The 18,386-nt window shown below is 72.8% G+C and carries 15 protein-coding genes and 1 pseudogene; 6 read left to right on the forward strand and 10 right to left on the reverse strand.

The annotated features are described in order from the left end of the window. Nucleotides 1-57 precede the first annotated feature (57 nt). Nucleotides 58-579 carry a VanZ family protein gene (locus tag QFZ67_RS21425; RefSeq protein WP_373430081.1) on the forward strand — a complete coding sequence of 174 codons (522 nt, stop codon included), beginning with the start codon at nt 58-60 and terminating at the stop codon, nt 577-579. On the opposite strand, the gene QFZ67_RS21430 is transcribed toward QFZ67_RS21425, so the two are convergent. Beyond that, the gene (locus tag QFZ67_RS21430; protein WP_307662687.1) at nt 542-3,112 is read right to left on the reverse strand and encodes a helicase C-terminal domain-containing protein; all 2,571 of its coding nucleotides are present in this window, start codon (nt 3,110-3,112) and stop codon (nt 542-544) included. The two genes, QFZ67_RS21425 and QFZ67_RS21430, sit on opposite strands and share 38 nt — an antisense overlap. Before the next feature lie 93 nt (nt 3,113-3,205). Between QFZ67_RS21430 and QFZ67_RS21435 the strand changes: the two genes are divergently transcribed. Further along, a complete protein-coding gene (locus QFZ67_RS21435; RefSeq protein ID WP_307662688.1) occupies nt 3,206-4,219 on the forward strand; it encodes a hypothetical protein in 1,014 nt (337 codons plus the stop codon). Nucleotides 4,220-4,226: 7 nt separating this feature from the next. Here QFZ67_RS21435 and QFZ67_RS21440 read toward each other — a convergent pair whose 3' ends face one another. From QFZ67_RS21440 to QFZ67_RS21455, 4 genes are all read right to left on the reverse strand, one after another. Further along, entirely contained in the window at nt 4,227-5,204 is a 978-nt protein-coding gene (locus QFZ67_RS21440) for an ABC transporter substrate-binding protein (RefSeq protein WP_307662689.1), read from the reverse strand. 15 nt (nt 5,205-5,219) lie between these two features. Next, complete coding sequence (locus tag QFZ67_RS21445; protein WP_307662690.1) at nt 5,220-6,062, reverse strand: ABC transporter ATP-binding protein; 843 nt, start codon at nt 6,060-6,062, stop codon at nt 5,220-5,222. Next, nucleotides 6,059-7,120, reverse strand: coding sequence for an iron chelate uptake ABC transporter family permease subunit (locus QFZ67_RS21450; protein WP_307662691.1), 1,062 nt, complete (start codon nt 7,118-7,120; stop codon nt 6,059-6,061). Before QFZ67_RS21450 ends, QFZ67_RS21445 begins: the two co-directional genes overlap by 4 nt. A 280-nt stretch (nt 7,121-7,400) precedes the next feature. After that, nucleotides 7,401-8,408 (reverse strand): iron ABC transporter permease, encoded by a 1,008-nt coding sequence (locus tag QFZ67_RS21455; RefSeq protein ID WP_307662692.1) that lies wholly within the window; start codon nt 8,406-8,408, stop codon nt 7,401-7,403. Between the two features lie 107 nt (nt 8,409-8,515). On the opposite strand from QFZ67_RS21455, the pseudogene QFZ67_RS21460 reads away from it, so the two are divergent. After that, nucleotides 8,516-9,174 (forward strand): annotated as a pseudogene (locus QFZ67_RS21460) (HAD family hydrolase). On the opposite strand, the gene QFZ67_RS21465 reads toward QFZ67_RS21460, so the two are convergent. After that, entirely contained in the window at nt 9,153-9,389 is a 237-nt protein-coding gene (locus QFZ67_RS21465) for a hypothetical protein (RefSeq protein ID WP_307662693.1), read from the reverse strand. The pseudogene QFZ67_RS21460 and the gene QFZ67_RS21465 overlap by 22 nt on opposite strands. 180 nt (nt 9,390-9,569) lie before the next feature. Between QFZ67_RS21465 and QFZ67_RS21470 the strand changes: the two genes are divergently transcribed. Continuing rightward, complete coding sequence (locus QFZ67_RS21470) at nt 9,570-9,953, forward strand: cold-shock protein (protein WP_307662694.1); 384 nt, start codon at nt 9,570-9,572, stop codon at nt 9,951-9,953. Nucleotides 9,954-9,956: 3 nt separating this feature from the next. Here QFZ67_RS21470 and QFZ67_RS21475 read toward each other — a convergent pair whose 3' ends face one another. The 4 genes from QFZ67_RS21475 to QFZ67_RS21490 all read right to left on the reverse strand — a co-directional run bounded on the left by QFZ67_RS21475 (nt 9,957) and on the right by QFZ67_RS21490 (nt 13,762). Beyond that, the gene (locus tag QFZ67_RS21475) at nt 9,957-10,802 is read right to left on the reverse strand and encodes a 1,4-dihydroxy-6-naphthoate synthase (RefSeq protein ID WP_307662695.1); all 846 of its coding nucleotides are present in this window, start codon (nt 10,800-10,802) and stop codon (nt 9,957-9,959) included. Then, nucleotides 10,795-11,487, reverse strand: coding sequence for a futalosine hydrolase (locus tag QFZ67_RS21480; protein WP_307662696.1), 693 nt, complete (start codon nt 11,485-11,487; stop codon nt 10,795-10,797). The genes QFZ67_RS21475 and QFZ67_RS21480 overlap by 8 nt, the downstream gene beginning before the upstream one ends. A 16-nt stretch (nt 11,488-11,503) precedes the next feature. Next, nucleotides 11,504-11,983: a DUF2771 domain-containing protein gene (locus QFZ67_RS21485; protein WP_307662697.1), complete on the reverse strand. Its 480-nt coding sequence runs from the start codon at nt 11,981-11,983 to the stop codon at nt 11,504-11,506. A gap of 429 nt (nt 11,984-12,412) precedes the next feature. Then, the gene (locus tag QFZ67_RS21490; RefSeq protein WP_307662698.1) at nt 12,413-13,762 is read right to left on the reverse strand and encodes an MFS transporter; all 1,350 of its coding nucleotides are present in this window, start codon (nt 13,760-13,762) and stop codon (nt 12,413-12,415) included. A 302-nt stretch (nt 13,763-14,064) separates the two neighbouring features. Between QFZ67_RS21490 and QFZ67_RS21495 the strand changes: the two genes are divergently transcribed. Together QFZ67_RS21495 and QFZ67_RS21500 are read left to right on the forward strand one after the other, a co-directional pair. Next, nucleotides 14,065-15,000 (forward strand): DUF3027 domain-containing protein, encoded by a 936-nt coding sequence (locus tag QFZ67_RS21495; protein WP_307662699.1) that lies wholly within the window; start codon nt 14,065-14,067, stop codon nt 14,998-15,000. Between the two features lie 184 nt (nt 15,001-15,184). After that, a complete protein-coding gene (locus tag QFZ67_RS21500; protein WP_307662700.1) occupies nt 15,185-18,328 on the forward strand; it encodes a sacsin N-terminal ATP-binding-like domain-containing protein in 3,144 nt (1,047 codons plus the stop codon). Nucleotides 18,329-18,386: the final 58 nt, after the last annotated feature.

Consider the following 18,386-nt stretch of genomic DNA (forward strand, 5'->3'; position numbering starts at 1 on the left):
GCTGTTCACCGCCGACGTACGGGCCTGTCCGGGGGCGGCGGGGGTATCCGCACCTCCATGACTACGGGAGCACAGCCCCGTACGGCGAGGGGCAGAACAGCATTGCGCGTCTGCGCCATGGTGGTGGCGTTTGTGGCACTGGTTGTCTTCTCGGCCGTACTGGCCCGGCTGACCCTCGCCCCTTCGCACGCTTCGGCGGACATCGCCACGGCCAACCTCCGTCCGGGCTCGTCGCTGAGGCAGTACGCCGAGGAGTACACCTTCCTCGCGGCGTGCAAGCAGGTCGGCGGCAATCTTCTGCTCGGTGTGCCCTTCGGGGTGCTGCTGCCCGTCTTCGTACCGCGGTCGATGCGGCTGGTGCGGGTGATCGCGCTCACCGTGGTGGTGATGGCGCTGGTGGAGCTGGCGCAGGGCGCGGTGGTGCAGGGGCGGGCCTTCGACGTGGACGACGTGATCCTCAACACGTCGGGTGCGCTGCTCGGCTATCTGCTGCTGGGGCGCCGGTTCGCGCACGCGACAGCCGTCAGGCCCGAGAAAGCCGTCAGGCGGGGTCGTCCGCGAGTTCGGCGACGCCGGTGATGCGGTGCAGGGGGTATGTGCGGACCTCGTCCGCCGTGTGGTCGTACGCCGTGACGAACCCGCCCTCCACGCGCACCGGCGCGATGACGCGCTGGCTGGCGGCGCCGTCCGCGTTGACGTAGCCGATCCAGAGGGCGGCGCCGGTCATCGCCGCGGCCTGCACGGTGGCCAGGGTCTCGGCGGACGTGGTGCGGGGGAGTTCGCCGTTCCTCGCGGGCTCCGGGACGGGTTTGCGTACGACCGTGGCGGCCATGTCGCCCGCGCGGATCGCCTTCACCGCCGCTCCGAGCAGCGTCCCGTCCGGCACCGGCGGGCCGTCCGGGACCGGGACGGGCGCGGTACGGGGCGGGGTGCGGCGGGCGTGGGCTCGGGTGATCAGGACGTCGCCCTCCGCGGACTCGGCGGCGGGCGCGTACCCCATGGTGCGCAGCCCTTCCAGCAGCGTCGCCGGGTCGGCCTGGGCGGCCAGGACGGTGGGGGCGAGGCGGCGCAGCCGCAGGCCCTGGGACCGTTTGTCGGCGAGGATCTCGCCGAGCAGCGCGTCGTCGTCGCAGCGTACGTAGGCGGACGCGGAGCCGATCCGCAGATGGCCGTGGCGGCGGGCCACGTCGTCGACGAGATAGCTGAGCGGCTGCGGCACGGGTGTGCGGGAGTGCGTGGCCAGGAAGGTGTGCAGGTCGGAGGCGGACTTTCCGGCGTCGAGCGCGCGGCGTACGGAGGCGGGTGTGAAGCGGTAGACCGTGGCGCCGCCCTTGGACTCGATGTCGGCGAGCACGGCGAGGGTCTCGGCGAGCGGCCGCTGAAGGGGGCCGGGGGCGACGGCGGTGAGGTCGGCCTGGAGAAGGATGTGATCGAGGGGCTCGGGGAGAAGCGGCGCGAGCGCGGCGGCGGAGGCGGTTTGGGCGCCCGGGGCGGGTTTCCCGTTCCCCGCGAAGGCATCCCCGTTCCCCGCGGAGGCGGCTTGGGCGTCGAGACCGTACTGCGCGTGCCCCAGCAGCGCACGCCCGTGCGTCGACAGTGCCCCGCGGCCCGTCACGCCCAGGACCTCCGCCTCGGTCAGGGTCCAGGCCGCGATGCGGGAGCGCAGGTCTGTCGGGACGGCGGTCGCCGCGTTCCGGGCCGCGTTCGTGTCCAGGTCCTGTGTTCCGGTGCCGCGGAGGGGGCGTTCCCAGCGGAGGCGGGCCAGGACCGTTTCCGGGTCGGGGGCCGTGCCCGCGGGGAGCCCGGCGAGCAGGTCGAGGATGCGGCGGCGGACCTCGATCGCGGCTGAGCGGTCCAGGTCGGGGCCGAGGGCCGAGAGCGTACGGCCCTTCGTGTCCTGGCCGCCGATCAGGCCCGCCGTGCGCGTCGCGGTGAGCCAGGCCGCGGCGAGCCGCGCCCACCGCTCGGCCGCCGGAAGCGTGAGCCAGTCGTCGTACGCCGGCGTCGGCGCGTACCGTTCGTCCGCCTCGCCGTCCGCCGCCAACAGGCCCGCCGCATAAGCGAGTTCGAGCCAGAACGCGGCCATCTGCTCGGTTGTGTCCAGCGCGGCCGCGGTGCGCTTGAGGTCACGTACCGAAAGGCCGCCCGAGCGCAGCACGGCCGGCCCGCCCTCGTGCCAGTCCTTAAGCAGGTCCTCGACCGTCGACAGCGCGGTGAAGGCCTGGCCCGCCGCCGTACTGTCCACAACCTGTGGACGGCCCTGGGTCATCGACGCCGTCGCGGCCGGCCTGACCGCGGGCGGCTCCGGCTCCGGCGCGCGGTGGGTGCGGCCGCCGCGCAGATGCAGCGCCGCCTCGCGCGGCAGCACGACCGTCCGCAGCGACGTGGGCAGCAGCAGCCCGCGGTCGCGCAGCCACTGCACGGGCGGCGTGGGGTTCGCCGTGACCTCTCCGTACGGAGGGCCCCAGACCAGCCGGTCGAGCACCGTCAGAGCCTCGGACGGGGCGGTGTCGAGCAGCGCCGCCATCCGCGAGCGGTCGGTGAACAGCGAGGTCAGCGCGGCGACCGCGGAGACCGGATCGTGCGTGGTCGGCAGCCCGGCCGCCGCGAGGATCTCCTGCAGCCGGCCCGGCGACATCCCGGCCGTGGCCTCGGCGACGGTCGGGCCGAGGCCGGTCGGGGACGGACGGTTCGGCGACGGGGCGAGGAGTTCGCGCGCGGTGCGCACCAGCCGCAGCCGGTCGTCGCCGCCCCACACCAGCGCCTGCCCGCGCAGCACGTCCACCGCCCGCGGCAGGGCCGCCTCGATAGCCGGGTCGCCCTCGTCGCCGGTCAGCAGTGCGACGAGCGTCTCGTACGGGGCGGGGTCGGGGGCCACCGCCAGCGCCTCGGCGGTCTGCAGCGTGAACCGGTCGAGCCGCTCCAGCGCGCGTACGACGGAGGCACGCGTGCCGGCCCGCGTGGCGAGCTGCGTCAGATCGTTCGGCACGGGGCTCAGCAGGTCGGGGCGGGCGCGCAGCAGTGCGGCAAGATCCTCGTCACCGCGGGTGCGCAGCGCTTCGGCGAGCGTGCGCGGAGTGCTCGGACTGCTTCCTTCGGGCATGGTCCCCATCCGCCCCACGGTAGTCCCTGGAGCGCTACGGTCGGGGACAGGGCGGGCCCGGGGATACAGGGCGGCCGGGCAGGAACGTCAGGGGAAACGCCGGTGGGGATCGAGAGCGATCAGCTCGTCTACGACTATCTGAGCCGGGTCGGCGACCTGGCCCAGCAGCATCAGCTGCCGTCCAACACCCGGATGCGGCTGGTCTCGTCGCTACGGAACGAGATCGACCGGCAGCGGGCGAAGTTCGGCTCGGACAGCCCGGCGGCGGTACGCCGGATTCTCGGGCGGATCGGTACGCCGGACGAGGTCGTGGCGTCCGCGTCCGAGGACGGACCTTCGGCAGGATCACAGGCACATGTACCGGCGCCGCCGTGGGCCGCCGTGCCCGAGCAGCGCGTGCGCCGCCGGATCCCGCGGCCGCGCAAGTCCGCGGCTCCCGGGCAGCCCGAGGCCCCACGAGCCTCCACCGGCGCGTCGCCCCCGCACCTCGCGGGAATGGACGAGCTCGGCCCCTCCGGCAGCGAGCCCGACTGGTGGCGGATCGACCCGGGGCCGTTCGGGGCGGGCGAGAGCGTGGCCGGGTTCGTCGGCGGCGTGGAGATCCCCGAAATACTCAAACCCCCGCCGTCCAAGGAGGACTTGGCCGCGGCCGCCGAGGCGGAGGATCCGGACGAGGAGTACGAGGACGGGGACGAGGGCGTCGACGCGGTGGAGGCGGACGCCGCACCGCGCCGGTGGCGTCCGCGGCTTCGCCGCCGTACCGAAGCGGCCGGGCCGAGGCCCGCCCTCGCCAACCCGTTCCTGCTGCTCGCCGCCGCTCTGCTGGTCGCCGGCGCCGTGCTGGGCTCCTGGCTCGCCCTCGGCGGCGGCTGGCTCCTCGCCTACGCCTCGCGCCGGCTGTCCCGCACCGAGGCGAAGTGGGCGGTCGTCGGCCTGCCCGGGGCGGTCGTGGCGGGCGGACTCGTCTGGCTGTGGGGCCGGGTCAACGGGCGCTGGGGCGAGCCGATCCCGCAGGACGGGATGCGCGACGCGCTCGCCGGCACCTGGCCGTGGGTGGTGAAGGGGGCTGCCGTCGCCTCCGCGCTCTTTCTGGTGTGGCGGGCGCGGAGGCGTTAGGGCGCGCCTACTTCGTGAGGTCGGCCCGCAGTTCGTCGAGGATCTTGCCGGCCGCGGTGTAGCCGATGCCCTGGATCCACAGCTGGTCGTCGACCTGGAAGACCGTGCCGTTCTTGACGGCCGGCAGGTTCTTCCACAGACCGCTGCCGAGGGTCTGCGTCTGCTTGGCCTTCTTCGGGTCGCCGTACGTGGAGTGGAAGATGACGTCCGCCGCCGCGAGGTCGATCTTCTCCGGGCTCACGTCGTACGAGAAGCCGTCCTTGGCCTTGTCGGTGATGGCGGGGCGGCCGAGGCCCACGTCGGCGAGGATCGTCGCGATGTAGTTCTGCTTGCCGTAGATGCGGATGTCCGCGCCCTCGACGAAGCGCACCACGTTGATCTTGGTGGCCGCGGCCTTCTCCTTGCCGCCGACGGCGTCGGTGACTTTCTTCGCGTGGGCGTCGTACGCGGAGACGACCTTCGCGGCCTCGTCCTTCTTGCCGAGCGCGTCGGCGTGCACCTGGAAGTTCTCCTTCCAGGGGTGGCCGGTGCTCTCGGTCATGACGGTCGGAGCGATCGCCTTGAGCTTGTCGTACTTGTCGCCGTCGCGGACCTTGCTGGTGAGGATGAGATCCGGCTTGAGCGCGGCGACGGCCTCCAGATTGGGCTGGGTGATCGCGCCGACGTCCTTGACGCCCGCGACCTGGTCCTTGGGCAGGTAGCTGAGGAAGCCCGACTCGACGTCGGCGTGCGCGGCGCCGACCGGCTTCACGCCCAGAGTGATCACGGAGTCCAGCTCTGCCGTGTCGAGTACGACTACGCGCTTCGGCGCGTCGGGGACCTGGACGTCGCCCATGGCCGTCTTGACGGTGTGGGTTCCGCCGGCGCCCGGCGACGTGTCCTTGCTGTCGTTGCCGGAGCCGGAGCCGCACGCGGTAAGGGCGAGCGCCCCCGCGAGGACGACGGAGCCGGCGGCGAGGGTGCGGCGGCGGAGGTTTCCGGTCATGGGTGACGGAGCCTTTCAGCGGGAGGTGGCAGGGGCGGGGACATCGGCGACGCGGGAGGGCGAGTACGGCGCGCCCGGCACGACCAGCGGCGACCCCGTCACCGGGTCCGGGACCACCACCGAGTCAAGGCCGAAGACCTCGCGTACGAGATCCGCGGTGACTATCTCCTTCGGGTGGCCCTCCGCGACGATCCGGCCGGACTTCATGGCGACCAGGTGGTCGGCGTACCGCGCGGCCTGGTTGAGGTCGTGCAGCACGGCGACGACGGTGCGCCCGCGCGAACCGACAGGAGTCGGATGCGCCAACTGCCGTACGAGATCCAGCACTTCGACCTGGTGGGCGATGTCGAGATACGTCGTCGGCTCGTCCAGGAGCAGCAGATCCGTCTGCTGCGCGAGCGCCATCGCGATCCAGACGCGCTGCCGCTGCCCGCCGGACAGCTCGTCCACCGACCGCTCGGCGAGCGCATGGACGTCCGTACGCTCCATGGCGTCGGTGACCGCGCGTTCGTCCTCCTGCGACCACTGCTGCCACCAGTGCTGGTGGGGCTGGCGGCCGCGGGAGACGAGGTCGGCGACGGTGATCGCCTCGGGGGCGACGGGGGACTGCGGCAGCAGCCCGATCGACTGCGCGATCCTCTTCGTGGGGATCTTCGACAGCTCCTGGCCGTCCAGCAGCACGGCCCCGCCCCGGGGCTTCAGCAGTCGCCCGAGGGCGCGCAGGGTCGTCGACTTGCCGCAGGCGTTCGGGCCCACGATCACCGTCACCTGCCCGTCAGGGACGGCCAGGTCGAGCTCGTGCACGACCCTGTGGTCCTCGTAGGCGAGCGTCAGCTCGCGCGCGGTGAGCCTGCTCACGCCTTGCCTCCAGCGGTACGACTACGGACGATCAGCCAGATCAGATACGGGGCGCCGACGGCGGCCGTCAGCACGCCCACCGGCAGCTCGGTGGGCGCCAGGAGCTTTCGCGCAAGCAGATCGGCGAGTACGACGATGACCGCGCCCATCAGCGCGGAGCAGAGCAGCGGGATCTGCGCGGTCCGGGTCGTCCGGCGGGCGATCTGCGGTGCGAGCAGCGCCACGAAGTCGACGGGTCCGGCCGCGCCGGTCGCCACGGACGCCAGGACGACTCCGAGGAGCACGAGCCCGAGCCGTACGCGCCCGAGCCGCACTCCGAGCGCGGTCGCCGTGTCGTCGTCCATGCTCACGGTCCGCTGCGCGCGGGCGGCCCACAGCACCGCGGGCACGAGCACGAGCAGCGTCCAGCCGAGCGGGGCCGCCTCCTCCCAGCCACGGCCGTTGAGCGAGCCGGTCATCCAGATCTGGGCCTGCTGGGCGACGAGATAGTCGCCCTTGGTCATGAACAGGGTGGTGACCGACCGGAGCGCGATCGCGAAGCCGATGCCGATGAGCACGAACCGGGTGGCATGCAGCCCGCCGCGCCAGGCGAAGACGTACACGAGCGCGGCGGCGACGATGCCGCCGGCGACGGAGAGGTACGGCAGCACGGTGTACGAGGTGACCCCGAAGGTCATCGCCCCGACGGTGACGGCGCTCGCGCCCTGGCTGATCCCGATGATGTCGGGGCTGGCGAGGGGATTGCGCGCGACGGTCTGGATGAGCGCACCCGCGACACCGAAGGCGGTGCCGACGAGGAGCCCGGTGACCATGCGGGGCAGCCGCAGGGTGCCGACGACGAGCTCGTCGGGTGAGTCCTGTCCGGCGAGGACCTTCAGCACCTCCCCGGGCGCGACGAAGCTCTCGCCGACGCAGAGGTACGCGACGCAGACGGCGGCGAGCACGACGCCGAGGACGCCGGCGGCGACGGCGGCCCGTCGATGAACGAGGAAGGTCCCGCGGCCTGCCCGTACGAGCCCGTACCCGGGGGGCCGGACGGTCACGGTCTCACCGCTCATGCGGCGCTCCTGACAGGGCGCGGGCCCATGCTGGGGCGCTGCCCCAGACGCCGCGCCTCAATCGCCGGCGGGGCTGGATTGTGCCCGGCGAGGCTGATAAGCCCGTCCGGCGATTGAGGACACGGCCGAAGGCCGTACGGGGTCCGGGGCGGAGCCCCAAGTTCGGGAAGTGGGGGTCCCCCCACGCCCGCTAGGGCGTAGGGGGAGGGTAGGGGAACCGCTCCGCGCAGCGGAACCCGCACCCCCGCACCGGCGCCCCGACCCCCGCGCTCACCGATCCTCATGCCGGCACCGCCTTCCGCCGGACCAGCGTGACCAGGAACGGCACCCCGATCAGCGCCGTCATCACGCCCGCCGGGATCTCGCTCGGAGGGAAGATCACCCGGCCGATCACATCGGACACCAGCAGCATCACCGGGCCGATGAGCGCCGCCATCGGCAGCACCCAGCGGTGGTCGCCGCCCACGATCGCGCGGGCGATGTGGGGGACCGCCAGGCCGATGAAGGCGATCGGGCCCGCGGCCGCCACGCCCGCGCCCGTCAGGACCGTCGCCCCCACGCCGCCCACGATCCGTACCGTCGCGACCTTCTGGCCCAGCCCCTTCGCCACGTCCTCGCCCAGCGCCAGCGCGTCAAGGCCGCGCGCGACCGACGCCACGAGCACCACGCCCACCATCAGGAACGGCCAGATCTGGCCGACCACTTCGGCGTCGCGCCCGGCCACCGAGCCGACCTGCCAGAAGCGGAACTCGTCCAGCGCCGCGGCCTTCGTCGTCAGCACTGCCATCGTCACCGACACCAGCAGCGCGTTGATCGCCGCGCCGCCCAGCGCCAGCTTCACCGGGGTCGCGCCGCCGCGGCCGCTCGACGCGATCGCGTACACCGCCACCGACGCGAAAGCGGCGCCGGCGAAGGCGAACCACACGTACCCCGTCAGCGTGTGGATCCCGGCGAAGGCGATGGCCAGCACCACACCCACCGAAGCGCCCTGGCTGATGCCGAGGATCCCGGGATCGGCGATCGGGTTGCGGGTGATGCCCTGCAGGACCGTGCCGGCGAGGGCCAGCGCCGCCCCGACCATCACGCCGATCAGCGTGCGCGGCACCCGCAACTGCCGTACGACTTCGGCGTCACCGTGCCCGCCGTGCAGCAGGGCGTCGAGGACGGCGGACGGCGCGATGGCGCGAGCTCCGACCGCGAGGCTGAGCAGGACCGCGAACAACAGGGCCACGACGGCTGCCGCCGTCCAGCCGATGCGGCGGACCACGAGCGCGCGTCTGGCTGACATGAAGACCAATCAGAAGAACAAGTGGGACAAGAAGGACAAAAAAACCCCACGGTTGGTAAGGCTTGGCTAAGTCTAAACGGCGGGGTCTTGGAGCCCGGATGGGCACAATGGCCCCTATGGCTACGCACCCGCTCACCATCGGCTTCGACCTCGACATGACGCTCATCGACTCTCGGCCCGGCATCCACGCCGCCTACCGGGCGCTCTCCGCCGAGACCGGTGTCTGGATCGATGCCGACCTGGCTGTGACGAGGCTCGGGCCGCCCCTGGAGCAGGAGTTGGCGCACTGGTTCCCCGATGAGCGGGTCCAGGGGATGGGTGACCGGTACCGCGAGATCTATCCCACATACGCGATCGAGCCGACCCTCGCCCTGCCCGGCGCCCGCGAGGCCGTGACCGCCGTACAGGAGCTCGGCGGCCGCGCGATCGTCGTCACCGCCAAGCACGAGCCGAACGCCAAGCTGCACCTCGCCCATCTCGGGATAGCCCCGGACGAGGTCATCGGCTGGCTGTGGGCGGAGGCCAAGGCGGAGGCTCCCCCTACCTTCGGCGGGGGGACCCCCAGCGTGAGCACGGCGCGAGTGTGTACGTCGGTGACCACGCCGGAGACGTACGGGGCGCGCACACGGCCGAAGCGCTCTCGGTCGCCGTGCCGACCGGGCCGTGCGACGCGGCCGAACTGCGCGCGGCCGGCGCGGACGTGATCATCGACGACCTGACCGCGTTCCCCGCCTGGCTACGCGCCTACAGTGCGGATTTGGCCTGACGGCGCTGCGCCGCGATCGAGCGCAGTACGCCCGCCGCGGCGATCAGGAACCCGACGCCCATCAGCATGCACACCGCGTACGCGACCGACGGGAACGGCTCGGTCCCCAGGAACAGCGGGGCCACGGTGACCAGAGTGGCCACGGCGCCGACGATGAAGACGATCACGCCGACGCGCACCAGCCCGTCACCAGGGGCGGGAGGAGTAGCAGTCATTCGGCCAGGGTAGTTCCTTGCGCGTAGGAACCGTTCGGCGACGTCTTGTCACCAGCCCCGGGACCATTAGCCTTGGGGGTGGCGGGTCAGGCGACCCGCTGTAGTGCTATCCAGGACCGTTTTTCGGTGCCCAAGTTCCGGTGCCCCAGCGCCCCAACGAGTACGAGGACGAGGACAGACGTGCCTACCGGCAAGGTCAAATGGTTCAACAGCGAGAAGGGCTTCGGCTTTCTCTCCCGCGACGACGGCGGCGACGTCTTCGTTCACTCGTCGGTGCTCCCCGAAGGGGTCGAGTCGCTAAAGCCCGGCCAGCGCGTCGAGTTCGGCGTGGTAGCGGGCCAGCGCGGTGACCAGGCGCTTTCGGTGACAGTTCTCGACCCGACGCCCTCGGTGGCGGCGGCCCAGCGGCGCAAGCCGGACGAGCTGGCTTCCATCGTGCAGGACCTGACGACCCTGCTGGAGAACATCACGCCGATGCTGGAGCGCGGCCGGTACCCCGACAAGGTGCAGGGCAAGAAGATCGCGGGCCTGCTGCGGGCGGTGGCGGACCAGCTGGACGTCTAGCAGCTATCCGAAACTGAGCGCATCGCGGCCGAGGGGCGGTACGAGTCCCTCGGCCGCGGCGCGGGTCAGCAGTCCCCGTACCGCCGCAAGCCCGTCATCGCCGAGGTCCGCGGTGAACTCATTGACGTAGAGCCCGATGTGCTGGTCAGCCACGGCAGGGTCCATTTCCTGGGCGTGCTCGAGTACGTACGGACGGGAGGCCTCCGGGTCGTCCCACGCCATGCGCACGGACGTGCGAGCGGATTCGGCCAGTAGCTTCAGCGTCTCGGCGCCCAGCGAGCGCTTCGCGATGATCGCGCCGAGCGGGATCGGGAGGCCGGTCGTCGACTCCCAGTGCTCGCCCATGTCGGCGAGGCAGTGCAGCCCGTAGTTCTGATAGGTGAACCGCGCCTCGTGGATGACGAGTCCGGCGTCGACCTTGCCGTCCCGCACGGCCGGCATGATCTCGTGGAACGGCATCACGACGACCTCGCCGACACCACCCGGGACGACGTCCGCGGCCCAGAGCCGGAACAGCAGATACGCCGTCGAGCGCTCGCTCGGCACAGCGATGGTCTGCCCAGCCAAGTCCCTCCCCGGCTCCTTGGTCAGTACGAGCGGACCGCAGCCGCGGCCGAGCGCCCCGCCGCAGGGCAGCAGCGTGTACTCGTCGAGGACCCAGGGCAGTACGGCGTACGACACCTTCAGCACATCGAACTCGCCGCGTTCCGCCATGCCGTTGGTGATGTCGATGTCCGCGAACGTCACATCGATGGCGGGCGCGCCGGGCACCCGGCCGTGCGCCCACGCGTCGAAGACGAAGGTGTCGTTCGGGCAGGGCGAGTACGCGATCTGCAAAGCGTCACTCATGGGTCGGCTCCTCATCGAGGACGGGGGCGAGCTGCTGGAAGGCGTACCGCAGCGACTCCAGCGCCTGCCCGATACGCCAGGCGGCACGGTCGCGCGGGCCGACGGGGTTGGAGATCGCGCGGATCTCGACGACCGGCACGGCGTGCGCGGCGGCGGCCTCCGCGACCCCGAAGCCTTCCATCGCCTCGGCGGCGGCGCGGGGATGACGGCGGGTCAGCTCGACCGCGCGGGCGGCGGTGCCGGTGACGGTGGAGACGGTGAGGACGGGCGCGTGCACGGCGTCGAGGGTCTTGGCGATGCGGGCGGCGAGCTCGGCGGGCGGCACGTGCGCGGAGCGGCCGAAGCCGAGTTCGTCGACGGGGAGATAGCCGTCGGGCGTCTCGGCGCCGAGGTCGGCGGCGACGATCGCGTCGGCGACGACGAGGGCGCCGACGGCGGCGTGGGCCGGGAAGCCGCCGCCGATCCCGGCGGAGACGACGAGGTCGTACGCACCGGTGGCGAGGGCGGTCGCGGTGCCCGCGGCGGCGGCCGCGGGTCCTACGCCGGCGATGAGCACATCGATGCCGGCGTGGCGGGAGAGCGGGTACCCGCCGGGCAGCTGCCGGGCATCACGTACGGGACCGGTGAGCCCCGCGGCGACGGAGTCGGCCTCCGCCGCCACTGCGGTCACCACCAGTACGCGCACGGCACGACCCTCCGGGTCAGGAGGCCTTCTCGAACTGGAAGTGCCAGATACCGATGACCTTCTTGCCCTTGGTCTCCATGATGCTGACCGCGGTCTTGCTGGTGGGCTCGCCGGTCTGCGAGGAGAAGAAGGCGTTGCCGGGGATGGTCCGGTACGAGTTCTTGTACGGCTCCTGCTCGACGGGCTGGCCACCGAAGAGCAGGGTCCAGCCGTTGTCCGCGATCTCCGGGTCGACGCCCATGCGGACCTTGTCGTCGAAGGCGACCTTGACGGTCTTGGCGGGCTTCTGGGTCAGGCAGCGCTGGAGCAGCGATTCCTTGATCGGCTTGCCGTCGTTGTAGCAGGCCGCCTCGGTGTGGACCGATTCCGTCCCGACAGTCACGGTCGCGAGCGGGGTCGGCTTGTCGCATGCGGAAAGGACGAGGAGCCCGGCGGAGACGGCACCGAGAGCGGCAGCGGCCCGGCGGCGCTTGCCCGAGAAGAACGCAACGGTCATGGCTCGAAGGCTATCGGTCGCACCGGCTCTCGCCACGCGGGGGTCACCTTGCCGCGCGTCACGCCGGGGCGGGCCGTCCCGGTGTGCGGGTCTGTCCTCAATCTCTCCCCAGACTTCGTCCGGGGGGACCCCAACGGGCTTGAATGTTCGGCCGACCTTTTCAGCCCCTCCGGCGTTTGAGGAGTGAGGGTCCCCCCACGCCCGCAGGGCGTAGGGGGAGGGTCCGGGGCGGAGCCCCGGTTACGGGATGGGGGTACTCCCCCTGGCTTCGCCGGGGGCACCCCCACCCGGGCGAAGCTCTGGGGGAGGGCGGGGTGGGGAAAGCGCCGCAGGCGAGCCGCGGGCGCGGAGCCTGTCGCCGCGTCCTCGCCGCGTCCCCGCCGGGCCCACGGCGGACCCGCATCGGGGTCCGGGGCGAAGTCCCGGTGACTAGGCGAGCCGCGGGCGCGCCTGGCTGCCGTGGCGGGCCGCCACCAGCAGGCCGCGGATCGTCGTCAGGAATCCCAGTGCCAAGATTCCCGCCGCCACCGACATGCCCAGCGTGCCGTTCAGCGGCAGTGCGATGCCGATCGCGCCGCCCGCCACCCAGGCCATCTGGAGCAGTGTCTCCGAGCGCGCGAACGCCGACGTGCGGACCTCTTCCGGGACGTCCCGCTGGATCAGCGCGTCCAGGGACAGCTTCGCCAGGGCCTGGCACAGGCCCGCCGTCGCGCCCAGGACCGCCACCATGCCCGCGCCGAAGAACGCCGCCGTCGTGATCGCCGCGGTCAGCACCACCGCCTGCACCGTCGCGATGATCACCTCCGGGCCGCGGGCCTTCAGCCACGCCCCCACCGTCGTGCCGAGCGCGTTGCCCACGCCCGCAGCGACGCCAACTATCCCCAGCGAGACCGCCGCACTCTGCCCTGCCAGCGGATGCTCCCGCAGCAGGAAGGCCAGGAAGAAGATCAGGAACCCGGACAGCGCACGGAGCGCCGCGTTCGCCTGCAGCCCGTGCAGTACGGACGGCCCGACCGTACGCAGACTGGGCTTCTTCTCCCCGTGCGTGAGCATGTGTGCCTTGCGCTCGCCCTTCGCCGAGTCGACCTTGTGCGGCATCGTGAACGCCCAGTACCCGCCGAGGATGAACAGCACGCACGCCCCGTACAGCGGCCACTGAGGCCCGATCTGCTGCAACCCGATCCCGATCGGCGCCGCGATACCCGTCGCGAGCAGCCCCGCCAGCGTCACCCGTGAGTTCGCCTTGACCAGCGAGAAGCCCGGCGGCAGCAGCCGCGGCACGACCGCGCTGCGCACCACTCCGTACGCCTTCGACGCGACCAGCACGCCCAGCGCCGCCGGGTACAGCTCGAGCCCGCCCGTCGCCACCGCCCCCGACATCGTCAGCGCGAGCAGCGCGCGGGTGAGCATCGCGCCCGCCATCGCCGCTCGGCGGCCGTGCGGGATGCGGTCCAGAAGCGGGCCGATGACGGGGGCCAGCAGAATGAAGGGCGCCATCGTGACGGCGAGATAGAGCGCGACCCGGCCGCGCGCCTCGTCCGTCGGCACGGAGAAGAAAACCGTCGACGCGAGCGCGACGGTGATCATGACATCGCCCGCGCCGTTCACCGCGTGGAGCTCGATCAGTTTTCCCAGGCCCGACTCGCCCGCGCCGTGCGCATGCGTCGCCTTGCGGATGCCGCGCGCGGTGCCGGTGAACGGAAGATGCAGGGCACGGCCGACCGCCCGGCCTGCTCTTCCGAGCCGGCCGGTTCCCTCTGACGACCTCACGGCTGTCACCCCGTCATAGTGCCCCAAGCCCCGCCGAGCCGAACCGAGGTGCCGGGTTGTTCGCCCCTTGTTGGGGCGGGCAGGTGGGCGGGGAGCGGCAGAGGGGGTAGCGTGCGTAGCGCGCCACCGGCGGTTGTTCTCGGCCGCGCGCCTCTTCGGCATCCCGCAGAATGGATGACGGTAGGTGTGCCCGAGACAGGTTGGTCTGGGCGCGGACGTCGATGCGGCCCTCTGGTCCGCTCCGCCTGCGGCCCGTACCTCGTGAATCGGCCGGCGCACCCGTGAGACGGCGTAGGAGAGAAGCGAGACCTGTGAGTGCTGCGACGCGAAGCCGTACCCCTGACCGCCAGTGCGCCGAGGCGGTAGACCTCGCCCGGGCGGCGGCCGAGGAGGCCGCGGCCCCGGGAGTGGTCGGCGAGCATGTGTCTGTCGTCGCGGAGGGAGACCGCGTCGTCACGCACTTCTTCGAGTGCACGGAACTCGCCTACCGGGGCTGGCGCTGGGCGGTGACCGTCGCCCGGGCCTCCCGCGCCAAGGTCGTCACCCTCGACGAAACCGTCCTGCTGCCCGGTCCCGACGCGCTGCTCGCGCCCGAGTGGGTGCCGTGGAGCGAGCGTCTGCGGCCCGGTGACCTGGGCCCCGGCGATCTGCTGCCCACCGAGGCGGAGGATCTGCGCCTGGAGCCCGGCTTCACGGGCGAGGACGCGCCCCCGCCGAACTCCGTGGTGGCCGAGTCCGTGCCGTCGCACGACCTCGCCGAGCGCGTCGAGGCGGAGGACGCCGAGCTCACCGACCGCAGGCCCGTCGACGCCACCGCCGACAACGGCCGCGGCGCGATCGCGGCGCTCGCCGAAGAGCTCGGCATGCGCCGGGCCAGGGTCCTGTCCCGGTACGGGCTGCACATCGCGGCCGACCGCTGGGAGGAGTCCCACGGCGCGAAGACCCCGATGGCACAGGCGGCCCCAGCGGCCTGTGTGACCTGTGGATTCCTGGTTCCGATGGCGGGCTCTCTGCGGCAGGCCTTCGGCGTCTGCGCGAACGAGTTCTCCCCGGCGGACGGGCACGTCGTGTCGCTGACGTACGGCTGCGGAGGTCACTCGGAGGCGGCCGTGATGCCGAAGCCGCCCACCCCCGCGCCGCCGGTGTTCGACTCGATGGGCACGGACGAGTTCCTGCTGCACCCGGCCCGCGACAGCGGCTCGGTCTCCCCGGAGCCGGACGGCACGGAGGATCTCGGCCACTCCTAAATCTTCATCTGTTCTGAAATCTGTTCTCAAACGCCGGACGGGCTTGATTTCAAGCCCGTCCGGCGTTTGAGGCTCAGGTCCTGCCAACGTCCCCCGGCCCGCGTTCACCACGACCCGCCGCACAGGGGTACCTTCGGCCGCACAGGTACATACGCGGGTCAACCGGAGAGAGCGGAGTCACAGCGTGAGCGTCAGGACGACCGAGTGGGCCGACCCGTTCGGGACGGCGCGGCTGCGGCGCGGGGTGCTCGACGCGTGGGGGGCCAGTCCCGCCCGCTTCCGGGAGGACGCCAACGCCGAGGAGGACCTGGCGCTCGGCGGCTATCGGGACCGACTCGTCGTGGAGCTGGCGCAGAACGCCGCCGACGCCGCCGCGCGGGCGGGCGTGCCGGGCCGGCTCCGGCTGACCCTGCGGCCGGCCACGGCCGATCAGCCCGCCGTCCTCGCCGCCGCGAACACCGGCGCCCCCCTGGACGCGACCGGCGTCGAGTCCCTGAGTACTCTGCGCGCTTCGGCCAAACGCGAGGGCCACGAGTCCGCCGTCGGCCGCTTCGGCGTCGGCTTCGCGGCCGTGCTCGCGGTGAGCGACGAGCCCGCCGTCGTCGGCCGGCACGGCGGTGTGCGCTGGTCGCTCGCGGAGGCCAGGGAGCTGACCCAGCAGGCCGCCCAGGCAAGCCCGGGACTCGGCGACGAACTGCGCCGCCGCGACGGGCACGTACCGCTGCTGCGGCTGCCGCTGCCCGCCGAGGGCACGGCTCCCGAGGGGTACGACACCGTGGTCGTCCTGCCGCTGCGGGACGGCGCCGCGGTCGACCTGGTGGAGCGGCTGCTCGCCCGGGTCGACGACGCGCTGCTGCTCACGCTGCCCGGGCTCGCCGAGATCGTGATCGAAACCCCGTCCGGCGTACGGGAATTGAGGCGCTCCGTTCACGGGGCGTACGTACACATCGAAGACAGCACGCAGGGCGACCGGCGCTGGCGGGTCGTCAGCCACGGCGGCTCCGTCGAGCCCGCGCTGCTCGCGGACCGGCCCGTCGAGGAGCGGCTGCGGCCGTACTGGACCGTCACCTGGGCGGTGCCCGTGGACGACGAGGGCGCGCCCGCCCGGCCGCGCACCGCCCCGGTGGTGCACGCGCCGACGCCGACCGACGAACCCCTCGGCGTGCCCGCGCTGTTGATCGCCTCGCTGCCGTTGGACCCCACCCGCCGGCATCCCGCGCCCGGGCCGCTCACCGACTTCTTGGTGCGGCGGGCGGCGGACGCGTACGCCGAACTGCTCGGCAACTGGCAGCCGGTGACCGTCGGTACCATCGACCTGGTGCCCGGCCCGCTCGGCAAGGGGGAGCTGGACGGCGCGCTTCGGGCGGCGATCCTGGAGCTGCTGCGACGCACGCCGTTCCTGGAGGCGGCAGCCCCGCGCGACGTGTCCGGCGAGGACACAGGTCTGCCGGACCGCGAGATCTCCGCCGGGCTGCGGCCCATCGAGGCGGAAGTCCTGGAGGCCGCCGGCGCGGAGACCGTACAGGTGCTGGCCGAGGTGCTGCCGAGTCTGCTGCCCGCGGGTCTTGAGCGCCGGGTCGAGCTGCGTACGCTCGGTGTCGCGCGGGTGCCGCTGACCGAGGCGATCGACCGGCTGGCGGGTCTTGAGCGCGAGCCCGGCTGGTGGCAGCGGCTGTACGACAGCCTCGCCGGGGTCGACCCGGACCGGCTGTCCGGCCTACCCGTCCCGCTTGCGGACGGCCGTACCACGATCGGGCCGCGCCAGACGCTGCTGCCGCTGGCCGAGACTCCGCCGCAGCTGGCCCGCCTCGGCCTGAAGGTCGTCCACCCCGACGCGGCGCACCCGTTGCTCGAGAAGCTGGGCGCGCTGCCCGCGACGCCGCGCGCCGTGCTGACGACGCCGCAGGTCCGGACGGCGGTCGCGGGCTCGCTGGACGCGGGCGAAGTCTGGGATGAAGACGCGCTGGACGCGGACGAGCTCGCGGAAACGGTCCTTACGCTCGTACGCGACGCGGGCCTCGAGCCCGGCGACGAGCCGTGGCTGGGCGCGCTGGCGCTGCCCGACGAGGACGGCGAACTCGCGCCCGCCGGTGAACTGGTCCTCCCGGGCAGCCCGTTCGCCTCCGTGATGAGCGAGGACGAACTGGCGCTGTGCGACGCGGAACTGGCCGAACGGTGGGGCGAGCAGCCGCTCGCCGCGTGCGGTGTGCTGGCGAACTTCGCGCTCGTACGGGCCACGGACGTCGTCCTCGACCCCGACGAACTGGAGCCCCGTGACGGGGACTTCGCCGAGCCCGATGACCCGGGTCTGCTGGACGCGGTCGACGTCTGGTGCGAGGACGTGCTCGACCGGCTGCCGGACACGCCGGTGCCGCCGGTCGCCACGGAGCTCGTCGCCGTCCGCGACCTGGATCTGGTGGACGACGACTGCTGGCCGCAGGCGCTGGCCCTGCTGGCGCAGCCGCCGCTGCGGGACGCGCTGACCCAGTCCGTACGGATCCTGCTGCCGGACGGCACGACGGAGACGGTGCGTCCGTACACGGCGTGGTGGCTGCGGGACCATCCGGTCCTGGACGGCAGGCGCCCGGCGGGCCTGCGGGCGGCGGGCGGCGACCCGTTGCTGGCCGGGCTTTACGAGGCCGTGGACGCGACGGGCTTCGACGACGCGCAGGTGCTGCGGGCACTGGGTGTACGCACCTCGGTCGCCGCGCTCCTCGACGAGCCGGGCGGCGCGGCGGAGCTGCTCGGCCGCCTCGCGGACCCGGACCGCCCGGTACGCCCGGCCCAACTCCACGCCCTGTACACGGCCCTGGCCGACCTCGACCCGGAACAGGTCACGCTCCCGGACGACTTGCGCGCGGTCGTGGACGGCAAGGTCCGCGTGGTCGACGCGGCGGACGCGGTGGTCGCGGACGCGCCGGATCTGCTCCCGCTGACCGCGGGCATGCCGCTGCTTCCGGTGAGCCCCGCGCGGGCGGCGGAACTGGCGGAACTGTTCCAGGTCCGCCGCCTGAGCGAGACGGTCCCGGCGGAGGTGACGACGGAGGGCGAGGAACACGAGGTCCCCGAATCGGTGCACGTCCTGCTCGGCCCGGCCACGCCGGCGACGTACGTCGAACACGAGGAACTGATCGCCGGCGGCACGGAACTGGAGTGGCGCCGCACCCCGGACGGCGTGATCCACGCGTCCACGGTGGAGGGTGTGGCGGCTGGCCTGGCCTGGTCGGCGGGCCAGTGGCCACGCCGCTTCGAGGTGGCGGCGCTGCTGGAGGACCCGTCGCGCACGGATGAACTGGCAACGGCACGCTGGTTCGACGCGAGTTCGTAGCGGGGTCGCTGTGAGCGGCGTGGAAGGCTGGCCGCGCGGTCGTCCGGGCAGGTGCCCG

Origin of the sequence: Streptomyces sp. V1I1, assembly GCF_030817355.1 — a bacterium.
Lineage (GTDB): Bacteria > Actinomycetota > Actinomycetes > Streptomycetales > Streptomycetaceae > Streptomyces.

Bases quoted from the DNA above. Each gene is read 5' to 3' on its own strand.
- QFZ67_RS21425 (WP_373430081.1), top strand. From the start codon at position 58: ATGACTACGGGAGCACAGCCCCGTACGGCGAGGGGCAGAACAGCATTG.
- QFZ67_RS21430 (WP_307662687.1), bottom strand. From the start codon at position 3,112: ATGGGGACCATGCCCGAAGGAAGCAGTCCGAGCACTCCGCGCACGCTC.
- QFZ67_RS21440 (WP_307662689.1), bottom strand. From the start codon at position 5,204: ATGACCGGAAACCTCCGCCGCCGCACCCTCGCCGCCGGCTCCGTCGTC.
- QFZ67_RS21450 (WP_307662691.1), bottom strand. From the start codon at position 7,120: ATGAGCGGTGAGACCGTGACCGTCCGGCCCCCCGGGTACGGGCTCGTA.
- QFZ67_RS21455 (WP_307662692.1), bottom strand. From the start codon at position 8,408: ATGTCAGCCAGACGCGCGCTCGTGGTCCGCCGCATCGGCTGGACGGCG.
- QFZ67_RS21465 (WP_307662693.1), bottom strand. From the start codon at position 9,389: ATGACTGCTACTCCTCCCGCCCCTGGTGACGGGCTGGTGCGCGTCGGC.
- QFZ67_RS21475 (WP_307662695.1), bottom strand. From the start codon at position 10,802: ATGAGTGACGCTTTGCAGATCGCGTACTCGCCCTGCCCGAACGACACC.
- QFZ67_RS21485 (WP_307662697.1), bottom strand. From the start codon at position 11,983: ATGACCGTTGCGTTCTTCTCGGGCAAGCGCCGCCGGGCCGCTGCCGCT.